Source organism: Nonomuraea sp. NPDC049400 (assembly GCF_044466425.1).
Lineage (GTDB): Bacteria > Actinomycetota > Actinomycetes > Streptosporangiales > Streptosporangiaceae > Nonomuraea.
Genome location: NZ_JBITMP010000010.1, coordinates 222,991 through 242,271 on the forward strand (window position 1 = coordinate 222,991; position 19,281 = coordinate 242,271).

The 19,281-nt window shown below is 69.4% G+C and carries 17 protein-coding genes; 7 read left to right on the forward strand and 10 right to left on the reverse strand.

What is annotated here, in order from left to right; genetic code table 11:
• Positions 1-364: 364 nt before the first annotated feature.
• On the reverse strand, positions 365-1,240 hold the full coding sequence (locus ACIBVN_RS18100; RefSeq protein WP_397137634.1) for a winged helix-turn-helix transcriptional regulator: 876 nt from the start codon (positions 1,238-1,240) through the stop codon (positions 365-367).
• A gap of 48 nt (positions 1,241-1,288) precedes the next feature.
• Here ACIBVN_RS18100 and ACIBVN_RS18105 point away from each other — a divergent pair, with 48 nt between their 5' ends.
• The 3 genes from ACIBVN_RS18105 (at position 1,289) to ACIBVN_RS18115 (ending at position 4,688) form a co-directional block, all read left to right on the forward strand.
• Entirely contained in the window at positions 1,289-2,527 is a 1,239-nt protein-coding gene (locus ACIBVN_RS18105; RefSeq protein WP_397137844.1) for an MFS transporter, read from the forward strand.
• Between the two features lie 190 nt (positions 2,528-2,717).
• Positions 2,718-3,656: a hypothetical protein gene (locus ACIBVN_RS18110; RefSeq protein ID WP_397137636.1), complete on the forward strand. Its 939-nt coding sequence runs from the start codon at positions 2,718-2,720 to the stop codon at positions 3,654-3,656.
• 360 nt (positions 3,657-4,016) lie between these two features.
• On the forward strand, positions 4,017-4,688 hold the full coding sequence (locus ACIBVN_RS18115) for a hypothetical protein (RefSeq protein ID WP_397137638.1): 672 nt from the start codon (positions 4,017-4,019) through the stop codon (positions 4,686-4,688).
• 140 nt (positions 4,689-4,828) lie between these two features.
• Here the strand turns inward: ACIBVN_RS18115 and ACIBVN_RS18120 are convergent, their stop codons facing one another.
• A complete protein-coding gene (locus ACIBVN_RS18120; RefSeq protein ID WP_397137640.1) occupies positions 4,829-7,939 on the reverse strand; it encodes a tetratricopeptide repeat protein in 3,111 nt (1,036 codons plus the stop codon).
• Between the two features lie 137 nt (positions 7,940-8,076).
• On the opposite strand from ACIBVN_RS18120, the gene ACIBVN_RS18125 reads away from it, so the two are divergent.
• The gene (locus ACIBVN_RS18125; RefSeq protein ID WP_397137642.1) at positions 8,077-8,352 is read left to right on the forward strand and encodes a hypothetical protein; all 276 of its coding nucleotides are present in this window, start codon (positions 8,077-8,079) and stop codon (positions 8,350-8,352) included.
• Between the two features lie 70 nt (positions 8,353-8,422).
• Here ACIBVN_RS18125 and ACIBVN_RS18130 read toward each other — a convergent pair whose 3' ends face one another.
• The 8 genes from ACIBVN_RS18130 to ACIBVN_RS18165 form a co-directional block, all read right to left on the reverse strand.
• Positions 8,423-8,848 (reverse strand): VOC family protein, encoded by a 426-nt coding sequence (locus tag ACIBVN_RS18130; protein ID WP_397137846.1) that lies wholly within the window; start codon positions 8,846-8,848, stop codon positions 8,423-8,425.
• Positions 8,849-9,153: 305 nt separating this feature from the next.
• A complete protein-coding gene (locus tag ACIBVN_RS18135; RefSeq protein WP_397137644.1) occupies positions 9,154-10,008 on the reverse strand; it encodes a phosphotransferase enzyme family protein in 855 nt (284 codons plus the stop codon).
• 178 nt (positions 10,009-10,186) lie between these two features.
• Positions 10,187-11,578, reverse strand: a complete 1,392-nt coding sequence (locus ACIBVN_RS18140) for a cytochrome bc complex cytochrome b subunit (protein ID WP_397137646.1) — start codon at positions 11,576-11,578, stop codon at positions 10,187-10,189.
• A 113-nt stretch (positions 11,579-11,691) separates the two neighbouring features.
• Positions 11,692-12,693 (reverse strand): 4-hydroxy-2-oxovalerate aldolase, encoded by a 1,002-nt coding sequence (dmpG, locus tag ACIBVN_RS18145; RefSeq protein WP_397137648.1) that lies wholly within the window; start codon positions 12,691-12,693, stop codon positions 11,692-11,694.
• The gene (locus ACIBVN_RS18150) at positions 12,690-13,610 is read right to left on the reverse strand and encodes an acetaldehyde dehydrogenase (acetylating) (RefSeq protein WP_397137650.1); all 921 of its coding nucleotides are present in this window, start codon (positions 13,608-13,610) and stop codon (positions 12,690-12,692) included. Before ACIBVN_RS18150 ends, dmpG begins: the two co-directional genes overlap by 4 nt.
• The gene (locus ACIBVN_RS18155) at positions 13,607-14,371 is read right to left on the reverse strand and encodes a 2-keto-4-pentenoate hydratase (protein ID WP_397137652.1); all 765 of its coding nucleotides are present in this window, start codon (positions 14,369-14,371) and stop codon (positions 13,607-13,609) included. Before ACIBVN_RS18155 ends, ACIBVN_RS18150 begins: the two co-directional genes overlap by 4 nt.
• Complete coding sequence (locus tag ACIBVN_RS18160) at positions 14,368-15,315, reverse strand: 3-carboxyethylcatechol 2,3-dioxygenase (protein ID WP_397137654.1); 948 nt, start codon at positions 15,313-15,315, stop codon at positions 14,368-14,370. The genes ACIBVN_RS18155 and ACIBVN_RS18160 overlap by 4 nt, the downstream gene beginning before the upstream one ends.
• Positions 15,312-16,289, reverse strand: a complete 978-nt coding sequence (locus ACIBVN_RS18165; protein ID WP_397137656.1) for a zinc-binding dehydrogenase — start codon at positions 16,287-16,289, stop codon at positions 15,312-15,314. Before ACIBVN_RS18165 ends, ACIBVN_RS18160 begins: the two co-directional genes overlap by 4 nt.
• Before the next feature lie 101 nt (positions 16,290-16,390).
• Here ACIBVN_RS18165 and ACIBVN_RS18170 point away from each other — a divergent pair, with 101 nt between their 5' ends.
• From ACIBVN_RS18170 to ACIBVN_RS18180, 3 genes are read left to right on the forward strand one after another with little or no spacing between them, the layout of a single operon-like run.
• Positions 16,391-17,716, forward strand: coding sequence for an aromatic ring-hydroxylating dioxygenase subunit alpha (locus ACIBVN_RS18170; RefSeq protein WP_397137658.1), 1,326 nt, complete (start codon positions 16,391-16,393; stop codon positions 17,714-17,716).
• Positions 17,716-18,123, forward strand: a complete 408-nt coding sequence (locus tag ACIBVN_RS18175; protein WP_397137660.1) for a non-heme iron oxygenase ferredoxin subunit — start codon at positions 17,716-17,718, stop codon at positions 18,121-18,123. The genes ACIBVN_RS18170 and ACIBVN_RS18175 overlap by 1 nt, the downstream gene beginning before the upstream one ends.
• Complete coding sequence (locus tag ACIBVN_RS18180) at positions 18,120-19,274, forward strand: NAD(P)/FAD-dependent oxidoreductase (RefSeq protein ID WP_397137662.1); 1,155 nt, start codon at positions 18,120-18,122, stop codon at positions 19,272-19,274. Before ACIBVN_RS18175 ends, ACIBVN_RS18180 begins: the two co-directional genes overlap by 4 nt.
• Positions 19,275-19,281: the final 7 nt, after the last annotated feature.

Genomic DNA, 19,281 nt, shown 5'->3' on the forward strand with positions numbered 1-19,281 from the left:
TCGGCATGCAGTCTCGACGAGCTCGTCCATCATCTGGAGCCACTACAGAGGCCCAAGATCCATGCCCTCGGAGAGCATGCTTCCGGCCATCGTCCCTGGTTGGCCTCTTGTATTGGCTCCACATCGTCGGCATCTCCGAAAGGCGAGCCACCTTGGAAGCCACCGGGACGACGACTCTGGATCAAGGCGGACCGGCCTGCACAGCAGGAACGTCACCGACCCCGCGCGGCGAAACGGAGCTGAACGATCCCGGAGATCGTTTGGAACCCGAAAACGTCAAGGCCGCGCCCCCGGACGGTCGGCGGTCACGTCGCCGCGGACGTCCAGATGGAGGAGCACGATTCGCGGCATGAGCGGATCGCTGTTATCGACCGCGGACGAGGGCGAGCATCTCTTCCACTGACCCGGCCGGATCATTGATCGGAAACTGCGCCGCCCGGACGATCCCGTCGGGGTCGACCAGCAGGGTGAGGCGCTTGAAGCGGTCGACGCCGGCCGCTCGGAAGGTCGGCAGCAGCAGCCCGGCGGCGAGCTTGCTGTCCTGGTCGGACAGAAGCGGGTAAGGCAACCTCGCGTGCGCGACGAAGGCGGCCAGCTGGTCGGGTCGCTGGGTGCTGACGCCACGGATCGTGGCGCCGGACGCCTCGAAGTCGGCATGCCGTGACGCGTAGCTGAGGGACTCCAATGTGCAGCCCGTGGCGCCCGGGATGTCGGCCCAACCGGGCGGGTAGTCCTGGGTGCCGGGGGCGAAGGCGCCGGGGAAGAAGTAGAGCACGGTCCAGACGCCGCCCGGCGCGTTGGGCGCGACCGGCTCGCCGTCGTGTCGTTCCAGAACGACATCCGGTAGCTTCCGATTGACCAGGTCATGCACCCGGCGGGTCTCGGCGGACCCGTTCTCGCTGGTAGCGGTCAGTGCCCCATCGCCCATCACATGTCTGGCGCCCCAATCCTGCAGCGCGATGAGCGCCGGCAGCAGACCCTCGCCCTTCGCGGTCAGCAGGTAGTCGTAGCGCGGCGGGCGATCGGAATAGGGCCGCTTCTCCAGTACCCCGTGTGCGACAAGGCCGGCCAGGCGCTCGGCCAGGGCGCGACGGCTGACGCCGAGCCCACGTTGGAGGCCGTCGAAGCGGGTGGTGCCGCCGGCGATGTCCCGCACCACCAGGAATGTCCACCAGTCGCCGATCACTCCGAGCGCTTGCGCGATTCCGCAGTCGGCGTCGGGTAGGTCCGTTCGCTTCACATATCCACTATAGTGCGTTCCATTCTGAAACTTACTAGGAGTGCGGGTATGGCAGTCGACAGTGCGCGTGGCACGAGCGTCTTCTGGCGGTGGTGGACAGCCGGCACCATCAGTGCGGTCGGTTCAGCGGTGGGCACAGTGGCGCTGCCGCTGACGGCGTTGACGGTGGTCAACGCCTCCGCGTTCGAGATGGGCCTGATCGTCGCCGCCAGTTACGTCGCCTGGATCGTGATCGGTCTGCCCTCCGGGGTGATGGTGCAGCGACTACCCATGCGAAGGGTTCAAATCGGCGCTGACCTGGCTCGCGCGGCGGCGGTCGTCTCGATCCCGCTGGCATGGTGGCTGGACTGGCTGACGGTCACCCAGTTGGTGATCGTGGCCCTCGTGATCAGCTTCGCGAACGTCATCTTCGACGTCGCCAACTCGACCTTCCTGCCATCGATCGTGAGCAAGGAGCAGTTGCAGTCCCGAAACAGCCTGACCTCCGGCGCCCAGGCCACCACTCAACTCGGCGGACCCTCCCTTGGCGGTCTCATCGTCCAGGCGCTCGGGGCGGTGCCCACCCTCCTCGTCGACGCGGCCAGCTACCTTGTCTCAGCTCTGTTGTTGCGGACCCTGCCCGAACGCCGCGCCGAGGCGCCCGACCGCTGGCCACCGGTGCGCGCGATGATCCGCGAAGGCTGGCGTTTCGTCGTGCACCACCCGGTGATGGGCCCGTGCATGTGGGCCGCCACCGCGGCGAACACGGTCTGTGGGGCACAGCACGCGCTCTACGCGCTGTACCTCGTACGCGAGTTGCACGCCGCGCCCGGCCTCGTCGGCCTGCTGTTAGCGGCGGACGGGGTCGGCACGCTGGTCGGCGCGGCTTTGACGAACCAGATCACGGCCAGGCTCGGGACCGCCCGCGCCTTGATCGCCGCCGGATTCGTCTCGCTCGCGGGCGCGCTTGTCGTTCCCCTCGGCACTGGCTGGCAGGCCTTTGTCGCCTTCGCCGCCGGAAACGTGGTCTTCTCCGCCGGTGTGGTGGTGCTCAGCGTGGTGACCCGCACCTACCGGCAGATGGCCAGCCCGCCCGAACTGCTGCCCCGGGTGATGGCGACGGTCCGCTTCGTCTCCTGGGGCGCGATCCCGATCGGCGGCTTGATCGCCGGAGTGATCGCCGGGGTCGTCAGCAGTCGTGTCACCTTGATGATTTTCGTCGTCGCGGCCGCCTGCATGCCGTTGGTCCTGCTGGCCTCACCGGTCCGGCGCCTGCGGAACCTCAGCGATTATCACCTGGGTGATTGACGCATAGTGCCTCCCACCACGGGGCCGTGCCGGGAGGGCCCGGTGATCGCGAAAAGTTCCTGTCCTGGCTGGAGCGGACCTTCGGCCGGCGCCCCGCCGACGACCCGGCCGCCGTCATCGCGGCCGCGCGGGCCGAGCTCGGTGGCCGTTTGGCTGGAACGTCTGGGGTTGTTCGTTCGTCATCCGAAGTGTGACGAGCTCTTCAGATCTCGACGAGCGGCTGCGCGCGGCGGCCGCCCGAACGCACCGGGCCGATCACCTGCGGCGTCGGCAGGCGGCCACCGCAGAGCAGATCCAGCAGGCCCACCACACCCTGACCGGCCTGGAGAAGGACCTGTCCAAGGAGGAGGCCGACGTCGCCCGCCTGGAAGGCGGGCTGACCGCTTTCCTGGCCCGCCTGGTGAGCCAGCGCGAGGAGCTGCTGGACCGCGAGCGTGCCGAGGCCGCCGCCGCCAGGCAGCGGCTCGACGGCCACCGGGCCCGGCTGGCCCAGATCGAGGCGGACGCGCGGGAGATCGAGGCCGAGCTGGCGGGACTCGCGACGGCCCCGGAGGAGTACGAGAAGCTGCTGGCCGAGAAGGAGCGGCAGCTCCTCGCCCGCGGTGATGCCCGCGCCAGTGAGCTGACGGGCCTCGGCGCCGCCCTCGACCGCCTCTCGGCGGAGCTGCGCGAACACACGGAGGCGTACCAGGCCGGGCAGGCTGCACTCCACGCGCTGGCCCAGGTGCTCGGCTACCTCGGCTCGGCCAAGAGCGCCTCCACCTGGGACGTCTGGGGCGGCGGCCTGGTGGCCGACGCCGTCGAGCACAACCGGCTGCGCTCCGCCGACGAGGCCGCCTGGCACGCCCAGCGGGCCCTGGACGTCTTCTCTCGCGAGCTCGCCGACGTCGGCGTCTCCGCGCGTGCCCGCCTGCCCAAAGTGGACACGCGGTGGTTCGTCGACGCATTCTTCGACAACATCATCACCGATGTGATGAAGCATCAGCGCATCGAGAACACCCGAGCCGAGGTCGAGCGGACGGTCCGATGGGTCCAGGACGTGGGGACGCACCTGCGGCACCGCGACGCCGAACTGTCCAAAGAACGAGCGCGCCTGCTGGCCAGGCGGGAGGAGCTGCTACGCGGTTGAGGCGTCCGAGCGGGCGCTCGTGAAGGCCTGATGGCCGCGATTCTGGTCGGAACGATGGGCATCGCGGCAAAGCAGGACTCCGATACGGAGCCCGCCGAGCCGGAGCCGGCAGCGTGACCCTGGCCTCGCCCTCCTTCCGGCGCGGGGCCGAGGAACGCGGCGATCATCCGCACCTGATCCAACTCGCCGTCAACGGCTGTGCTCGCGACCGCCGCGCGGGCGGATCGTCGAGAGGCCCATCGGCCGCGTGAGAAGAACCCGAGTGCTCGGATGGGGTCTTGGACGCCTTCAGCAGTCATCCTCGTAGACCTCGATGATCTTAAGAAATTCGAGTGCGCCATGAGTGCGGCCGGGTGTTGCATGGATCAGATGATCGACGAACCGCTGGAACGACTCCGCGCCGCCGCCCGACGCACCCGTGAACTCGCCCTCACCCGGGCGGGCACCGGCCTGGGCCACCAGGACGCCGACGACGACGTCGGCACGATCGGCACGGACGATGCCCTCGGGTTCGACCCATTCCCGCTGCTCGAAGCCCTCCATCACAACGGCGTCCGGGCTGTAGTGATCGGGCAGGTCGCCGGCATCATGCATGGATCCACCGAACTGACCGGCGATCTGGACCTGCTCTGGGATGGCGTCCCGGCTCACGCCCCGGCCCTGGCGGCCGCCTTCGCCTCCGTCAACGCCCAACTCATTGATGAAAAGGGCGACCCCGTAGCAACTCACCCGGAATCCCTTCTCCGCCCCAAAGTGCAGTTCACCTCACCCGGAGCCAGCGGCGACTGCTGCACCCCGGCGCTTCCCTGGGGCGACCTTCGAGTCCGAAAGTTCCTCGACCACGCGGCCACCGCAGTCGACCCGGGCGGCCTGGAAGTTCACTACGCCTCTCGAAAAGACCTGATCCGGATGCGTCGCGCCATAGGCCGCCCCAAGGACCTCCGCCGAGCAGACGAACTGGACTCGTTCGCCTCAGACCGCCGAGGTCGACGGCCCACCGCCAACTCCGCCGAAGATCTTCAGAGGGTTTAGGTACCTTCTCGGACCGGGCTCGCGCGGGTCCATGGACTCGTACGGCCCCGCGACCTGGTGCGGGTCCGCGACCTGCGAGTCTACGGGCCGTGCCTCCTGCGGATGGAGTCCTGAAGGGCCAGGCTGACCTGCCGAGTCGCTTATGTGAGGCTGAGCGGGGCCGGTTCCACATCGAGCTCCCTCATCGCCTCGGCATAGAGCCGGTAGCGTCTACGCGCCTCACCATGGCGGCGAGCCCTGGTCAACGTTCGAACCAGATCCAGGTGGGCCGCCTCGTCGTAGGCGTCCCGCTCGAGTAATCGAAGCAGGTAGCGAACCGCTCTGTCGGGGTCATCGGCCTCCTCCGCGAGTGAGGCCAGTTCTCGGAGCAGGGCCTGGTGCACGGCACGGGCCTCTTCACGAAGAGGCTCCAGCCACTCGGCATAAGGAGAGTCCTCGCAGACATCCCCGGTGTAGCGAGCTTCAGCCGCGACAAGGAGATCCTCATCTTGAGAGGCGAGCGCCTCAGCGGCAGCGGAGAGGAACTCCTCTACATCGGTACGGAGTCCGACCAGCTGGATGCTGTACTTGTCGGCGCGAACAAACTCCCCAGGGCCGAACTTCCGCTGCGGATCCAGGACCGAGCGCACGGTGGACAGAGCGACCGAAAGCCGGTTGGAGCAGGACGCGGGATCCTCGCCCGGCCAAAGGATCTCCATCGCCGCTTCCCGGGCAACAGGGCGGCCGCGCTGGCACGCCAGCCAGGTCAGCAGGTCACGCGCCTTACGGGACTGCCATTCGACAGTGCTGCCGCGGCGGCTGAGCCGTACCCCACCCAACATGCAGAACCGCACAGCGCCATGGTCGAGGAGCGTGATCCCGCGGAGCAGGCCGGCGCCGGAGCTGTGCGGCCCGCGGATGCCGACGCGGCGGAGCTCCTGCTCCGCCTCGTGAAGACCGGAGCCGTTGAGCCGCGCCCGGGCGAAAGCGTTGCGCGCGATGTTCACAGGGCTGCCGATCTGCGCCCAGATCTCGGCTGCGGACGCCAGCAGGTCTGCTCGCTCGCCAGGGGATTCGGCCACAGTGAAGGCGGATAATTCCAAGGCTTCCGCCATCATGGCCCGGTCGCGGCGGCCGACAGCCGCCTCGCGGGCGGATTGGGCGTAGGCGCCGGCTTTGGTCCGGTCGCCGGTCTCTGCCCAGACCCAGCCGGCGGCCAGGAGCGCCTCCACCCGACTGGAGCCGCCGCCTGCCGCGACCGCGCGTTCGGCCAGCTGTACGGCTAGCGCCGGATCGTCAACCGCGTGGACACGGGCCAGTCCGGCTAGGGCTGTCTGGGTTAGATGGGCGTTCTGGAGTTGTTCGGCGTGCTTCAGGGAGTTTTCGAAGCTGATTCGTGCATGCATCAGCTCCCCGCGCTCCAGATAGACCTTGCCGAGCCCGGCCAGTGGGTGGCCGAGCTTGTCGCTGCCTACTCGGCTGAAGATGTCGCGTGCCCGTTGGAAGTCGGCCAGGGCTTCGTCGAGTCTGCCCAGGCCCATGAGTGCCTCGGCGCGGTTGTGCAGGGCGATCGCGGCGTTGACGGGGGCTCCGACCAGGTCCGCTCGCCGTACCGAGAGGTCTGAGTCGGCGATGGCCTCTTCGTAGCGGGCCTCCTCCGCGCGGTTCGCGGCGCGGTTGGCCAGGACGCGGGCGGACAGCAACAGGTCTCCTGAGCTCTCCGCGGCAGCGAGAGCGAGGGCGCTGTGCCGTTCGCTGCCGGCCCCGTCGCCGGCGTCGTGGGTGACCATGGCCAGGGCGGTGTGGGCGCATGCGGCAGCGCGTTCGTCCTTGCAGAGGGTGGCCATCGCCAGGGCTTGTTCGGCCAGCCGGGTCGCCTCCGCGCTTTCGCCGACCAGCCAGCGAGCGCTGGCGGACCAGGCAAGCAACATCGCCCGGTCGGAGGAGTGAGAAGAGGGCGTAGGGGAGTGGGTGAGGGTGGGCGACGGAGGACGCGAGAGGGAGGGCGTCGAGGTGGGTAAAGGAAACGCTGAGTCAAAGCCGCCAGCCAGCTCAAAAGCCGACAACGCCGCCTTATAGTCTCCCCGCTGGTAATAAATCATCCCCATCCGCCAAGCCACCGCAGGGTCAGTGGCATCGGCATGGCGAAGGCACTCCAACGCGCCAGCCCAATCCCCCTGAACCTGGCGAGCCTGACCCTCGGCCAGATCCACGGCACCCGTCCGCGACTCCTCTGGTACGGCAACGCAAGCCCGAACAAGCTCAGCCGCGTGACCCTCGGCAAGCAGCGATGCATGCCACCTTTCGATCATCCCCACCCGATGGCCGGGATCCTCACAAACCGCCAGCGCCTCCCGGACGAACCCCTGCGACTCATACCAATGGGCCGCCACCGACGCCCGGCCGACATCACCCATGAACTCCCGGACCAAGGTCGACACCACATAACCTTGATCGCAGGGCGTGATCAAGATGTGCTGAGCGGCCAGAGCGCGGAGCTCCTCGCGGGAGATGGCGACCCCCATCGCCTGGCACAGCTCGTAAGTGAACCAAGGCAGCCGAGCGGTCGCGCGAAGGAATTGCTCATGCTCATCCTTCACCACCTCCTCGACCAGGTAGTCGAACAGCGGTGTGGCAGCGATCCGCTTGGCACGGTCCGATAAGGGCAAGCCGCTCAGCCAGCTCAGCGTGAGCCGCACGGCAACCGGCCACCCCTTGGTGAGCTCGTGAACCTCCTCCGCCAGGTCATCCGACCCCAGAACGATCGAGGACAGTGAGCGAGTCTCGGCAGGCGTGAAGGCCAGTTGTTCCGCCGACACCTGGAAGACGTGCCCCAGGCCGCGCAGGCGTTGGATCGGGAAGGGCACGGCGGAGCGTGAGATCAACACCAGGTGAAGGTCGTCGCCGCCGTGGTGGCAGAGCTCTTCGAGCAGGCGCGCCCCAGGGGTGCCCGGCTCGATCCGCTCCACCTCGTCGATGACGAGGATGGTCGGCCGGGTGACGGCGGCGGCCAGCTCGGCGGCGAGTCCGGCGGAGCGGATCCACCCGGCCGGCGCGCCCAGGGCTTGGCAGATCTCTTCGATGAAGGTGGCGTCGTGAGCCCATGTCAGCCACGCCATTGGATGATCAGGCCTGGCTCGCGTCCAGCCGCGTACGGCCGAGGTTTTGCCGCCACCCGGACCGGCGGTCACCACGGTGAGCCGGTGTCGCAGGATCTGATCGAAAAGGCCGGTGAGTTGCGCTCGCGGCAGCAGAGGCTCGGTCGCAGTCACAGCGAAAAGTATCCGCCGACCTGGACTTCAAGGCAACTAAAAGATCCACAGCGGCGGAACTGAGGGCGGCGCCGATCGCCGAAGAGGCGGAGGCCGAGGTCAAGCTCGCGCTGCTCCGCTACAGCAACGGGCTGACCGTGGAGTTCAACGACAGCCAGCCCTCCGGCGACGTGGGCATCGTCCAGACCGCCTACGTCGGCCGCGCCAGCCTGTTAGCCCGCGACCGTGGCGACAGCTTTCTGGAGACCTACCTGAAGATCACCCCGGTCTCGGTCGCGGTCCCGCAGCGGCTTGTGGAGGCCCATGGCACCGAGCCCCTGCCGGTTGAGCTGCAGCGCCGGACGGTCACCAAGGAGCTGGTGGAGGTCGAGCAAGTGGGTGGAGCAGAGCGACAGCTGGGGCTCCGACCCTGACTGCATCCTCTGCACGTACACGCGTGAGGGCCGCTTCCACGACTAGCCGCCGTCCCGCGGCAGGCTCGCGTCAGCCGATCCGTTCGGCCAGGGCGACGATGATGCCCGCGGGGCCGCGGAGGTAGCAGAGCCGGAAGATGCTCTCGTACTGCGCCACCTCGCCGAGGAGTTCGGCGCCGTGGGCGCGCAGGCGGGCGACGGTGTCGTCGAGGTCGTCGACGGCGAACATGACACGATGCAGGCCCAGCGTGTTGGGCGGCGGGTTCTCCGGCTCGGCGCCGAGCGCCGCGGGGGTGTGGTACTTCGTCAGCTCCAGCTTGCTGTGGCCGTCCGGGGTCCGCATCATCGCGATGTCGCTCCGGACGCCGTCGAGTCCGACGGTGCGGTCCGCGAAAAGGCCTTCGATCTGCGCCTTGCCGTCCAGCTCCATGCCGAGCTCGGTGAAGAACGCGACAGCCGCGTCCAGGTCGTCGACGACGATGGCGACGTTGTCCATCCGCTGAATGGTCATGTCTCCGAGCATAGAAGTGCGCCGCGCACGCCCCTCAGCCGGTCGGCGACCGGCTGCGCGCCCGCGCCCGCAAGCTCCGGGCCTGCCCGCGCTGGGCCGGGCTGTCCACCAGCTCACCCTGGAGAACCAGGAACTGCGCGAGCAAATGGGCCTGCCCGAACCGAACGTCACCCCGCTGCTGAGTGTGAGGATCCCGCGCTTCCAATGTCAATCGTCAACGCATCCAGGTGACGTGGTGTGTTGACGAGGTTCGCCAACTCCTGGACCCACCAACCCCTCGCGCACCACGCCTACTGCCCTCGACCAGGAAGCCCCTTGCGATCGAGCGCTGCTCGGATCTGGCTGAGCCACTCCGTGCCCAGCCGGCGCCCGTTCGGGAGTTGGTCGCCTCGATCCCAGCGCCACGTTGTGATCACCGCCAGCACGAGGATCCGGCACTCGCGCAGCAAGGCTTGATCGACACCCGGGTAGTGCTCGCCGACGTCTTCGGGCGCATGGGCGAGGTCGAATTCGACAGGCCCGCGGCAACACGTCTCGAGATCTATGAACAGCAGCCCGTTCTTCGTGGTGAGCACGTTGCCCGGGTGCGGCTCGCCGTGCAGCAGCTGCTCGGCGCCGCCGCGCTCGCCGATCACTCGTCTCAGGCTTCGTAACGTGTCGCCGAGCAGCTCCCGGTCCGCGTCGGCGAGTGCCGGAGTGCGATCGCGGCTCGCCACGAGTTGTTGAGCCTGCTCGACTCGATCCGTGAAGTGCGGCGCCGGGACATCGAGCTTGCGCATGCCGGCATGGAGCCGCTCGAGCGCGTCGGCGTAGTCGGCTGGTGAGACCACTTGCGGTGTCACGGGTTCGTAGTAGGTCCACAGCGTGATCACGAAGCCATCACGCTCATAGACGCGTGGCTCCACTCGAGGCTCGAGAGCAGCCACCGGGCACCCGGATTCGGCGAGCCGCTGAGCGAGCTCGATTTCGAACCGCGCGACCTGATGCGCTACAGGTGCCACCCGGGCCAGGACGTCACAAGGCAGCAGACGCAGAGTGAGCTTGTTCGAGTCATGAAGAACGATCGCGTCGTCGGCTGTCAGGCCAAGTGATGAGGCGGTCGACATGGCCGCGGCCACCGCACGCGTGACATCTGACGCCTGCATCGTCGCCTGGCCCCTCTCCCTCGAGCGCTGCCATACTCTCCAAGCGGTGGAATCTGGGCACCTTACCAGGTTGTCGACAGAGAGCCGCGGTAGCGCGACGAGCGGGGCGGGCGGCGCCTGGTGTCCGGCACCGCCCGCCCCGACGATCACAACACCTGTGTTCTGTTCGGTGCCGCTGTCATCTCCCTGAGCTGATCGCCGGCTCCCGGCGCTCTTGCTGCGCCGGCGCCAGCTGTTCGTGGAATCCGCCGTCCGGGGAACGCGTGATGATCCCGGTCTCCACTCCGTGCTCGGCCGCGTGGTGATCCGTCTGCTGAAGTGCGAGGCAGATCCACCGGGTGACGATGAAGGCGATGACGGGGCCGATGACCACGGCGAACCTGAAGAAGATCGTCACAGAGTCGACGGTGAGGTGGAACTGGTGGGCGATCTGGTCGTTGGCCGCGGCTGCCCACAGCAGGCCGTAGAACGTCACGCCGGCGACCGCGATGGCCGTCTTCACCGGTGTCTCGCGGGGCCGGTCGAGCAGGTCACGCGCGAACGTCTCGCGAGCCATGCGGCTCGTGGCCTTGGGCCTGCCCAGCGCGTCGCGGCGGCTGCGTCGCGAGAGGAGGAAGCGCTCGGCCATCGGGTAGACGGCCAGGGCGGTGAAGAAGACGCCGGGTATCACCAGCGTGGGGACGAGGACCGCGAGGCTGAGCGTGTAGTCCCCGATGGTGAGTTCCCACGCGGGCATGATCCGGAGTGCGCCGTCGAGGAACCCCATGTACCAGTCGGGAACCGAGCCCGCCGAGATCTGCGTCGGCATGGCGGGGCCGTACAGCCATATAGGGGCAATCTGGAACCCGAACCCGAGAATGATCAGCATGCCGATCGTCGCGACCGCCATCATCGGGCGTGCGCTCCGCCGCGCCGACACCGAGGCGACGAACCGGGAGTGGCCGTGCCGCCGTACCAGCAGTTCACGGGCGATCAGCAGCGCGGCCATGACGACCGCGACCAAGAGGTGCCCCCCGTACATGACCGGAATGACCCTGTCGCCGGGAAAGTCCGGGCCGAACAGCAGCGACAGCGCCCAGGTTCCCACCACGGGGATGGACTGCACAACCGACATGATCAGCCACAGGCTGCCTCCCGACAGCATGTCGTCAGGCAGGGCGTTGCCGGTCTCGCCCGCGGCCATGCCCAGCGCCAGCAGCGTCACCCAGATCAGCCACTGCCCGGTGCGCGGGCGACGGAACGCGCCGGTGAGGAACATGCGCAGCAACTGCAGCACGACGGCCGCCACGAAGACGAGCGCCGCCCAGTGGTGCATCTGGCGGATGAGCAGGCCGCCGCGCACCTCCAGGCTCAGATGCATGGTCGAGTCGAACGCCTTGCTGACGAAGAGTCCGCGCAGCGGGCCGTAGGAGCCGTCATAGGCCACCTGCGACATGCTGGGGTCGTAGAACACCATCAGCACCGCCCCGGTCACCGCCAGAACGGCGAACGACCAGACGGCGATTTCCGCGAACATGAACGACCAGTGAGAGAACTGAATCGAGCGGCGCTTGGCCAACAACGAACGCATTTGAGCCCCCTAACCTTGCCTACTCACAAGACGGAATCGGGCGGGCTCGTGTGACAAGGATGAGGCGTCGGGGGCGGTGATTCACGTCACTGCCATCGGGTCCTTTGCCGCCCTCACTTGCCGAGCAGGTCGAGGGCGATGTCGACGATCATGTCCTCCTGGCCGCCGACAAGGCGGCGTCTGCCCACTTCCAGCAGGATGGTGCGCACGTCGATGCCGTACTGGCGGGAGGCGGCTTCGGCGTGGCGCAGGAAGCTGGAGTAGGCGCCGGCGTAGCCGAGGGTGAGGGTTTCGCGGTCGACCTGGACCGGGCGGTCCTGGAGCGGGCGGACGATGTCGTCGGCGGCGTCCTGCAGGGCGAACAGGTCGCAGCCGTGCTTCCACCCGTTGAGGTTGGCCACGGCGATGAACGGCTCGATGGGGCAGTTGCCCGCCCCTGCGCCGTGCCCGGCCAGGGAGGCGTCCACGCGGGTGACGCCTTCTTCGACGGCGACGACGGAGTTGGCCACGGCGAGGGAGAGGTTCTGGTGGGCGTGGATGCCGAGTTGGGTGCCGGTGTCGAGGACGTCGCGGTAGGCGCGCACGCGGTCGCGCACGCCGTCCATGGTGAGGCGGCCGCCGGAGTCGGTGACGTAGACGCAGTGGGCGCCGTAGGACTCCATGAGTTTGGCCTGGCGCGCGAGTTCGGCTGGGGGCGCCATGTGACTGAGCATGAGGAAGCCGGCCACGTCCATGCCGATCTCGCGGGCGGTGGCGATGTGCTGGGCGGCGACGTCGGCCTCGGTGCAGTGGGTGGCGATGCGGATGGAGCGGACGCCGAGGGAGTAGGCGTGCTTGAGTTCGGCGATGGTGCCGATGCCGGGCAGCAGCAGAGTGGTCAGTTTGGCCTGTTTGATGTTGGCTGCGGCGGCCTCGATCCATTCCCAGTCGGTGTGGCTGCCGGGGCCGTAGTTGACCGACGCGCCGGCCAGGCCGTCGCCGTGGGCGACCTCGATGGCGTCCACGCCGGCGGCGTCGAGGGCGGTGACGATGCGGCCGACGTCCGTGGGTGAGATGCGGTGCCGTACGGCGTGCATGCCGTCCCGGAGGGTGACGTCCTGGATGTAAAGGTTCATGCGGTGGCTCCTGCGATCGCGATGCGTTCGGCGACGCGCAGGGCGGCCGAGGTCATGATGTCGAGGTTGCCGGCGTAGGCGGGCAGGTAGTGGGCGGCGCCCTCCACCTCCAGGAACACCGACACGCGGGTGGTGACCGGCTCGGGGGTGAGCGTGGTGACCGGCTCGTCGATCGGGGTGAACTGCACGTCCTGCTTGAGGCGGTAGCCGGGGACGTACTTGGCGACCTCGGCGACCATCTCGTGGACAGAGGCCCTGATGGCGTCGTGGCCGGCGTCGCCGGTCAGGCAGAAGACGGTGTCGCGCATGATGAGCGGCGGGTCCGCGGGGTTGAGGATGATGATCGCCTTGCCACGGGCGGCGCCGCCGACGCTCTCGATGGCGGCGGAGGTGGTCTCGGTGAACTCGTCGATGTTGGCACGGGTGCCGGGACCGGCCGACTTCGAGGCGATGGAGGCGACGATCTCGGCGTACGCGACAGGGGTGACGCGGGAGACGGCGTGCACGACGGGGATGGTGGCCTGGCCGCCGCAGGTGACCATGTTGAGGTTGTTCGCGCCGAGGTGGGTCTCGAGGTTGACCGGGGGGACGACGAACGGGCCGATGGCGGCGGGAGTGAGGTCGATGAGGGTCTTGCCGTACGGCTCCAGTTTGGCGGCGTTGGCGATGTGGGCCTTGGCGGAGGTGGCGTCGAAGACGATGTCGATGTCGGCGAAGCCGTCCATGGCGATCAGGCCGTCCACACCCTCGTGGGTGGTGGGCACCTTGAGACGGCGGGCGCGGGCGAGGCCGTCCGAGGACGGGTCTATGCCGGCCATGGCGCCCATCTCCAGGGTGGCGGAGAGCCGGAGCACTTTGATCATCAGGTCGGTGCCGATGTTGCCGGAGCCGATCACAGCCACTTTGGTGTTGTTCATGAAGGATCGTCCTCGAAGGTCACAGCCACCGTGCCGAGTCCAGAAATTTCAGCCCTTACGGTGACGCCGGGGGAGACGGGGACCATCGGTCCCAGGGCGCCGGACAGGATCACCTGTCCCGCGCGCAGTGGGTCGCCGAAGTCGCGGGCGGTGCGGGCCAGCCAGAGCAGGGCGTTGAGGGGGTCGCCGAGGCAGGCGGCCCCGGTGCCCTGGGAGACGGGCGCGTCGCCCGCGTACATCCGCATCGTGGCTTCGACCGGCTCGAACGCGGTCAGCGGCAGCCGTTGCGACCCGAGCACGTACAGGCCGCTGGAGGCGTTGTCGGCGACGGTGTCGGTGATCGTGATGTCCCAGCCGGCGATGCGGCTGTCCACGATCTCCAGGGCGGGCACCGCGTGCCGCACCGCCGCCCGCACCGTGGCCGGATCGAGGTCGCCGGCCAGGTCGGCGGCGAGCACGAAGGCGATCTCGGCCTCGACCTTGGGTTGGAGAAGCCGCTCGACGGGGGCGACCCTGGAGACCTCCATGTCGGCGAAGAGCACGCCGAAGTCGGGCTGGTCCACGCCGAGCTGCTGCTGAACGGCGGGGGAGGTGAGGCCGATCTTCCGGCCCGTCACGGGGGCGGTGCGGCGGGCGTTGAGGTGGCGCTGCACCTCGTAGGCGTCGGCGACGTCGGTGATGAGGTCGCGGACCGGCCGGCACGGCCTGCCGGTGAGAGCCGCGTCCGCCAGCCGGTCCACGGCCTGGTCGATGGCGGTCATCGCGCGTCCTCCGGCAATGCGGTGGCGACGGCGAAGCCCGCGATCCACTCGGGGATAGCCTGGTAGAAGCGGGAGGTCATCCGGTACTCGCCGGTGGCGGCGAGTGAGGCGAACGCGGCGATCCAGGTACGCACCTCGTGTGCGGAGCCGCCGCCCTCGGCGCCCATCCACGCCACGCTCCAGCCGTCCACGTCCTCCAGCCGGCCGCCGGCGAGGGTGTCCAGGACCAGGTTGTCCCAGGTCGGGTTGATGGGGATCATCGCGGTCGAGCCGGCGGCGTAGTCGCGACCGGCCTGGACCACCCGCTGCTCGCCACGCAGACGTTGCTCGGCGGTGGGCGGGTGGCCCTCGATGAGGGCGTCGGCGACGCGGGGCGGCGCGCCGTCCAGCACCGGTACGGGCGGATCGTGGGAGAGCCCGCCTGAGCCCAGGAACAGCACCCGCCGGTCCAGTTCGGCGGCGGCCGCACCGATCGCGGTGCCGAGCGCGCGGATCCGGCTGACCGGCCCCAGCGGCGTGGCCACCCCGTTGACGAAGACCGGTACGACGGGGACCCGGTCGATGCCGCCGAACAGCACCTCCAGCGGCTGCACGAACCCGTGGTCCACGGTCATCCGCGCCGAGATCGTCAGATCGACGCCCCGTTCCAGAACGCCGAGGGCGATGGCGCGGGCGGCCTCGGTGTCCACCGACAGCGGCCCGGCGGCCGAGCCGAAGTCGCCGACCGCGTTGGCCTCCGTCGCGAGGCAGAACGGCGGCATCTCCTTGTAGAAGAAGCCGTTGTAGTGGTCGGGCGCGTACAGCACCACCAGGTCGGGGTCGAAGGCGCGGACGAACGCGCGGGCCTCGTCCACGGCGGCGTCCACGGCCGCGACGACGCCGGGCGCGGGGTCGTTCTTGCCGATGAGCGGGGAATGGGACAGGCCGACGGCGGCGGCGGTCATGAGGTGATCTCCTTAATGACGAGCTTGCCGGTGAGCCGTCCGTCGATCATGAGCTGGAAACCCTTGTGGATCTCGTCCAGCGGGAGCGTGCGGTCGATCACCGGGCGCAGGCCCGTGGCGTCCATCATGTTGAGCAGCGCGACCAGTTCGCCGCGGGTGCAGCCGGTGGAGCCGAGGATGCGCTGCTGCAGGTAGAAGACCCGGCCGAGGTCGGCGGGCGGGTTGGCGCCGCTGGTCGCGCCGGCGATGACGACGGTGCCGCCGGGGCGCAGCGACCTCAGGGAGTGCGACCAGGTGGCCTCGCCGACGGTCTCGATGACGACGTCCACGCGTTCGGGCAGCCGCTCGCCGGGCGCCACGGCGGCCCGCGCGCCCCAGGAGAGCGCCTGGGCTCGCTTGTCCTCGCTGCGGCTGGTGGCGTACACCACGGCGCCCGCGGCCAGCGCCAGCTTGATCGCGGCCGAGGCGACGCCGCCGCCCGCGCCCTGCACCAGCACCCGGTCCCCGGCCTTGATCCGCGCCTGGGTGAACAACATCCGGTACGCGGTCGTCCAGGCGACCGGCAGGCAGGCGGCCTCGTCGAAGGACAACCACGACGGTTTGGGGATCAGGTTGCGGGTCGGGACGGTCAGGTACTCGGCGAAGGCGCCGTCGTGCTGCTCGGACAGCAGGGCCCGGTTCGGGTCGAGGGTCTCGTCGCCCCGCCCGGCGTCGGGGTCGGCGATGACGGGGTGCACGATGACCTCGTTGCCGTCCTCGTCGTAGCCGGCGGCGTCGCAGCCGAGGATGATCGGCAGCCGCTCGGGCGGGTGGCCGACGCCGCGCAGCGTCCACAGATCGTGCATGTTGAGGGAGGACGAGACGACCCGGACGGTCGACCAGCCGGGCCGGCGCTCGGGCTTGGGGACGTCGCCCAGGACGAGACCGGACAGGGGATCGGTCGCGCTCTGAGAGACGGCGGTGGCGGCAAGCATGCTCCAACGCTGGCCGATGGACGCTGATCTCGGACAGCTCGTGTGCCGCCGTGCGGAACGACCGTTGGAAGCCGGTGTGTCCGTGGCTGTTACCTGGGCGCATGACCATCGAACCCCCGCGTGGGGCCTTGCGGCGCCCGGCCGAGCTGGCGCCGACCATCGACGTCTCCGGCCTCGTCGACGCCGAGGGCGGGCTGGTGGATCGCGCCATCTTCACCGACCAGCAGATCTACCGGCAGGAACTGCGCCGCGTGTTCGCGCCGAGTTGGCTGTTCCTGGCGCACGCCGACCAGTTCCACAAGCCCGGCGACTTCTTCACCACGTACATGGGCGAGGACCCGGTCATCGTCACGCTGGACCGCAACCGCCGCGTGCGCGCGTACCTGAACTCCTGCCGGCACCGCGGCGCCCGCGTCTGCCGCGCCGACTACGGCGCCACCCGCAACTTCACCTGCACCTACCACGGCTGGTCCTACGACCTGGAAGGCAAGCTCGTCAGCGTCCCGAACAAGGCGGGCTACCCGGAGTCGTTCGACACGGGGGAGTGGGGCCTGGTCGAGGTGCCCAACGTCGACAGCTACCGCGGCCTGATCTTCGGCACCTGGAACCCGGACCCCGTGCCGCTGCGCGAGTCGCTGGGCGACATGGCCTGGTACATGGACGCGATGCTCGATCACGACGACCAGGGCACGGTCGTGGTGGGCGGCGTGCACAAGTGGGTGCTGGAGGGCAACTGGAAACTGGCCGCCGAGCAGTTCGCCACCGACTGGTACCACGTCAACATGAGCCACGCCTCGGCGCTCATGGTGCTCTCGCCCACCGGCAAGGGCCCCAAGGACGAGATCGTGCACCGCACCGGCCGCCAGTACGCCAGCCCCGACGGCCACGGCGCCGGATTCCCCGTGCACCCCAAGAACCGTTTCGACGCCAGAACCGTCCACCAGTGGACGGACTACGCGGCGCTGCGCGAACGTCTCGGCGACGCCCGCGTCGAGGGCCCGCTCACCAACGGCCACGCCACCGTCTTCCCGAACTTCTCCTACCTGCCGGTCAACGGCTCCATCCGGATCTGGCACCCCAAGGGCCCGGATCGGATGGAGGTGTGGGCCTGGACGATCGTCGACAAGTCCATGCCGCCCGAGGTGCGCGAGGCCCAGCGGCTGTACAACCTGCGCACGTTCGGCCCGAGCGGCATCTTCGAGCAGGACGACGGCGAGAACTGGAGCGAGGTCCAGGCCGTCTCGCACGGCTTCGTCACCAACAGCGTGCCGCTCAACTACCAGATGGGCCTCGGCTCCGAACGCGACGACGGCCGCCACCCCGGCACCACAAGCGAGCTGTACAGCGACGCCGCCGGCCGGGCCTTCTACGCGCGCTGGCGCGAACTCATGACCACCCCTGCCTGGCACGAGGAGGACGACAAGTGATGCGAGGAGCACAAGGAACGGGAGGAACGAGCGTTCCTGAGCACCAGAGCCAGGCGAGCGGAGGGAGCCCAATCAACAACGGAATCCGCGTCGCCGCGCTGGACGACATTCCCGAGGGCGAGGGCATCGCCATCGACAAGGCGATCACCGGCACCGACGACAACGTGGCGCTGCTGCGCGACACCGACGGCAGCGTGTGGGCACTGGACGACACCTGCACCCACGAGGACGCCTCTCTGGCCGACGGCTGGGTCGAGGACGGCTACGTCGAGTGCCCGCTGCACGCCAGCCGGTTCTGCCTGAAGAACGGCGAGGTCCAGGGCCTGCCCGCCACTCGCGACACCTGCCCGCACCGGGTCGAGGTACGCGACGGCGAGGTCTACCTCTTCCCGAACCAGGCGCCATGAGAGTCGTGATCGCCGGCGGCGGGATCGCCGGCGTCAGCACGGCCGCGGCCCTGCGCGCGGGCGGCTTCGACGGCGAGCTCACGCTGGTCGACGCGGGGGAGTTCCCCTACGACCGGCCGCCGCTGTCGAAGGACTACCTGACCGGGGCCAAGGACCTCGAGCAGATCGCCCTGCGACCGCCGCAGTGGTACGACGAGCAGTCGATCCGGCTGGTCAACCGGGTCCGCGTGACCGCGTTGCGCTCAGGGCACGTCGAACTGCGGGACGGCACCCTGCTGCCCGCCGACCGGGTGGTCCTCGCCACCGGCGGGGGAGCGGCACGCCCGCCGATCCCGGGCGGCGAGCGCGCGCACGTGCTGCGCACGGCCGAGGACGCCGACCGGCTGCGCGCCGCCCTGAGACCAGGCGTCCGGGTGCTGGTGGTCGGCGGCGGCCTGATCGGCGCGGAGGTGGCGTCGAACGCCGTCGACCTCGGCTGCGAGGTCGTGCTCACCGATCCGGTGGCCACGCCCCTGGCCGCCGCGGTCGGCGCCGAGCTGGCCGCCTGGCTCCACCGGCAGCACACGACCCGAGGCATCAGCACCGTCCAAGCCGGAGTGGAGTCGCTCGACGGAGCCGAGGCGACGCTCGCCGGTGTACGCCGCGTGTTCGACGTCGTGGTGCTCGGTGTCGGCATGGTGCCCGAGACCGCGCTCGCCGAGGCGGCCGGGCTGAAGGTCGATCGCGGCATCGTCGTGGACGGCGGACAGGTCACCTCGAACCCGGCGATCCTCGCCGTCGGCGACTCCGCGCGCAGCCGCGACGGGCACTGGGAGGCCGCCCAGCACGACGGCGCACGGGCGGCGGCCACCATTCTCGGCGCGCCACCTCCCGCGCCCACCGCCCCCTGGTTCTGGACTGACCGGCACGGACGCCACGTCGAGGCCGTCGGCCACATGGCGGCGGCCGGCCTGACGGTGGTCCGCGGATCCTTCGACGAACCCGCGTTCTCGGTGTTCGGCCTGCGCGACGGGCTGGTCGTGGCCGCCGCCGCCGTGGACGACTCCAACGCCGTACGGGCCGCCCGGCGCATGATCGACCGCCGGATCCCGGTCGACCCGGCACGCCTGTCAGACCCGTCCGTGAACCTGCGCTCGTTGCTGCGCGGCTGACGTGCCG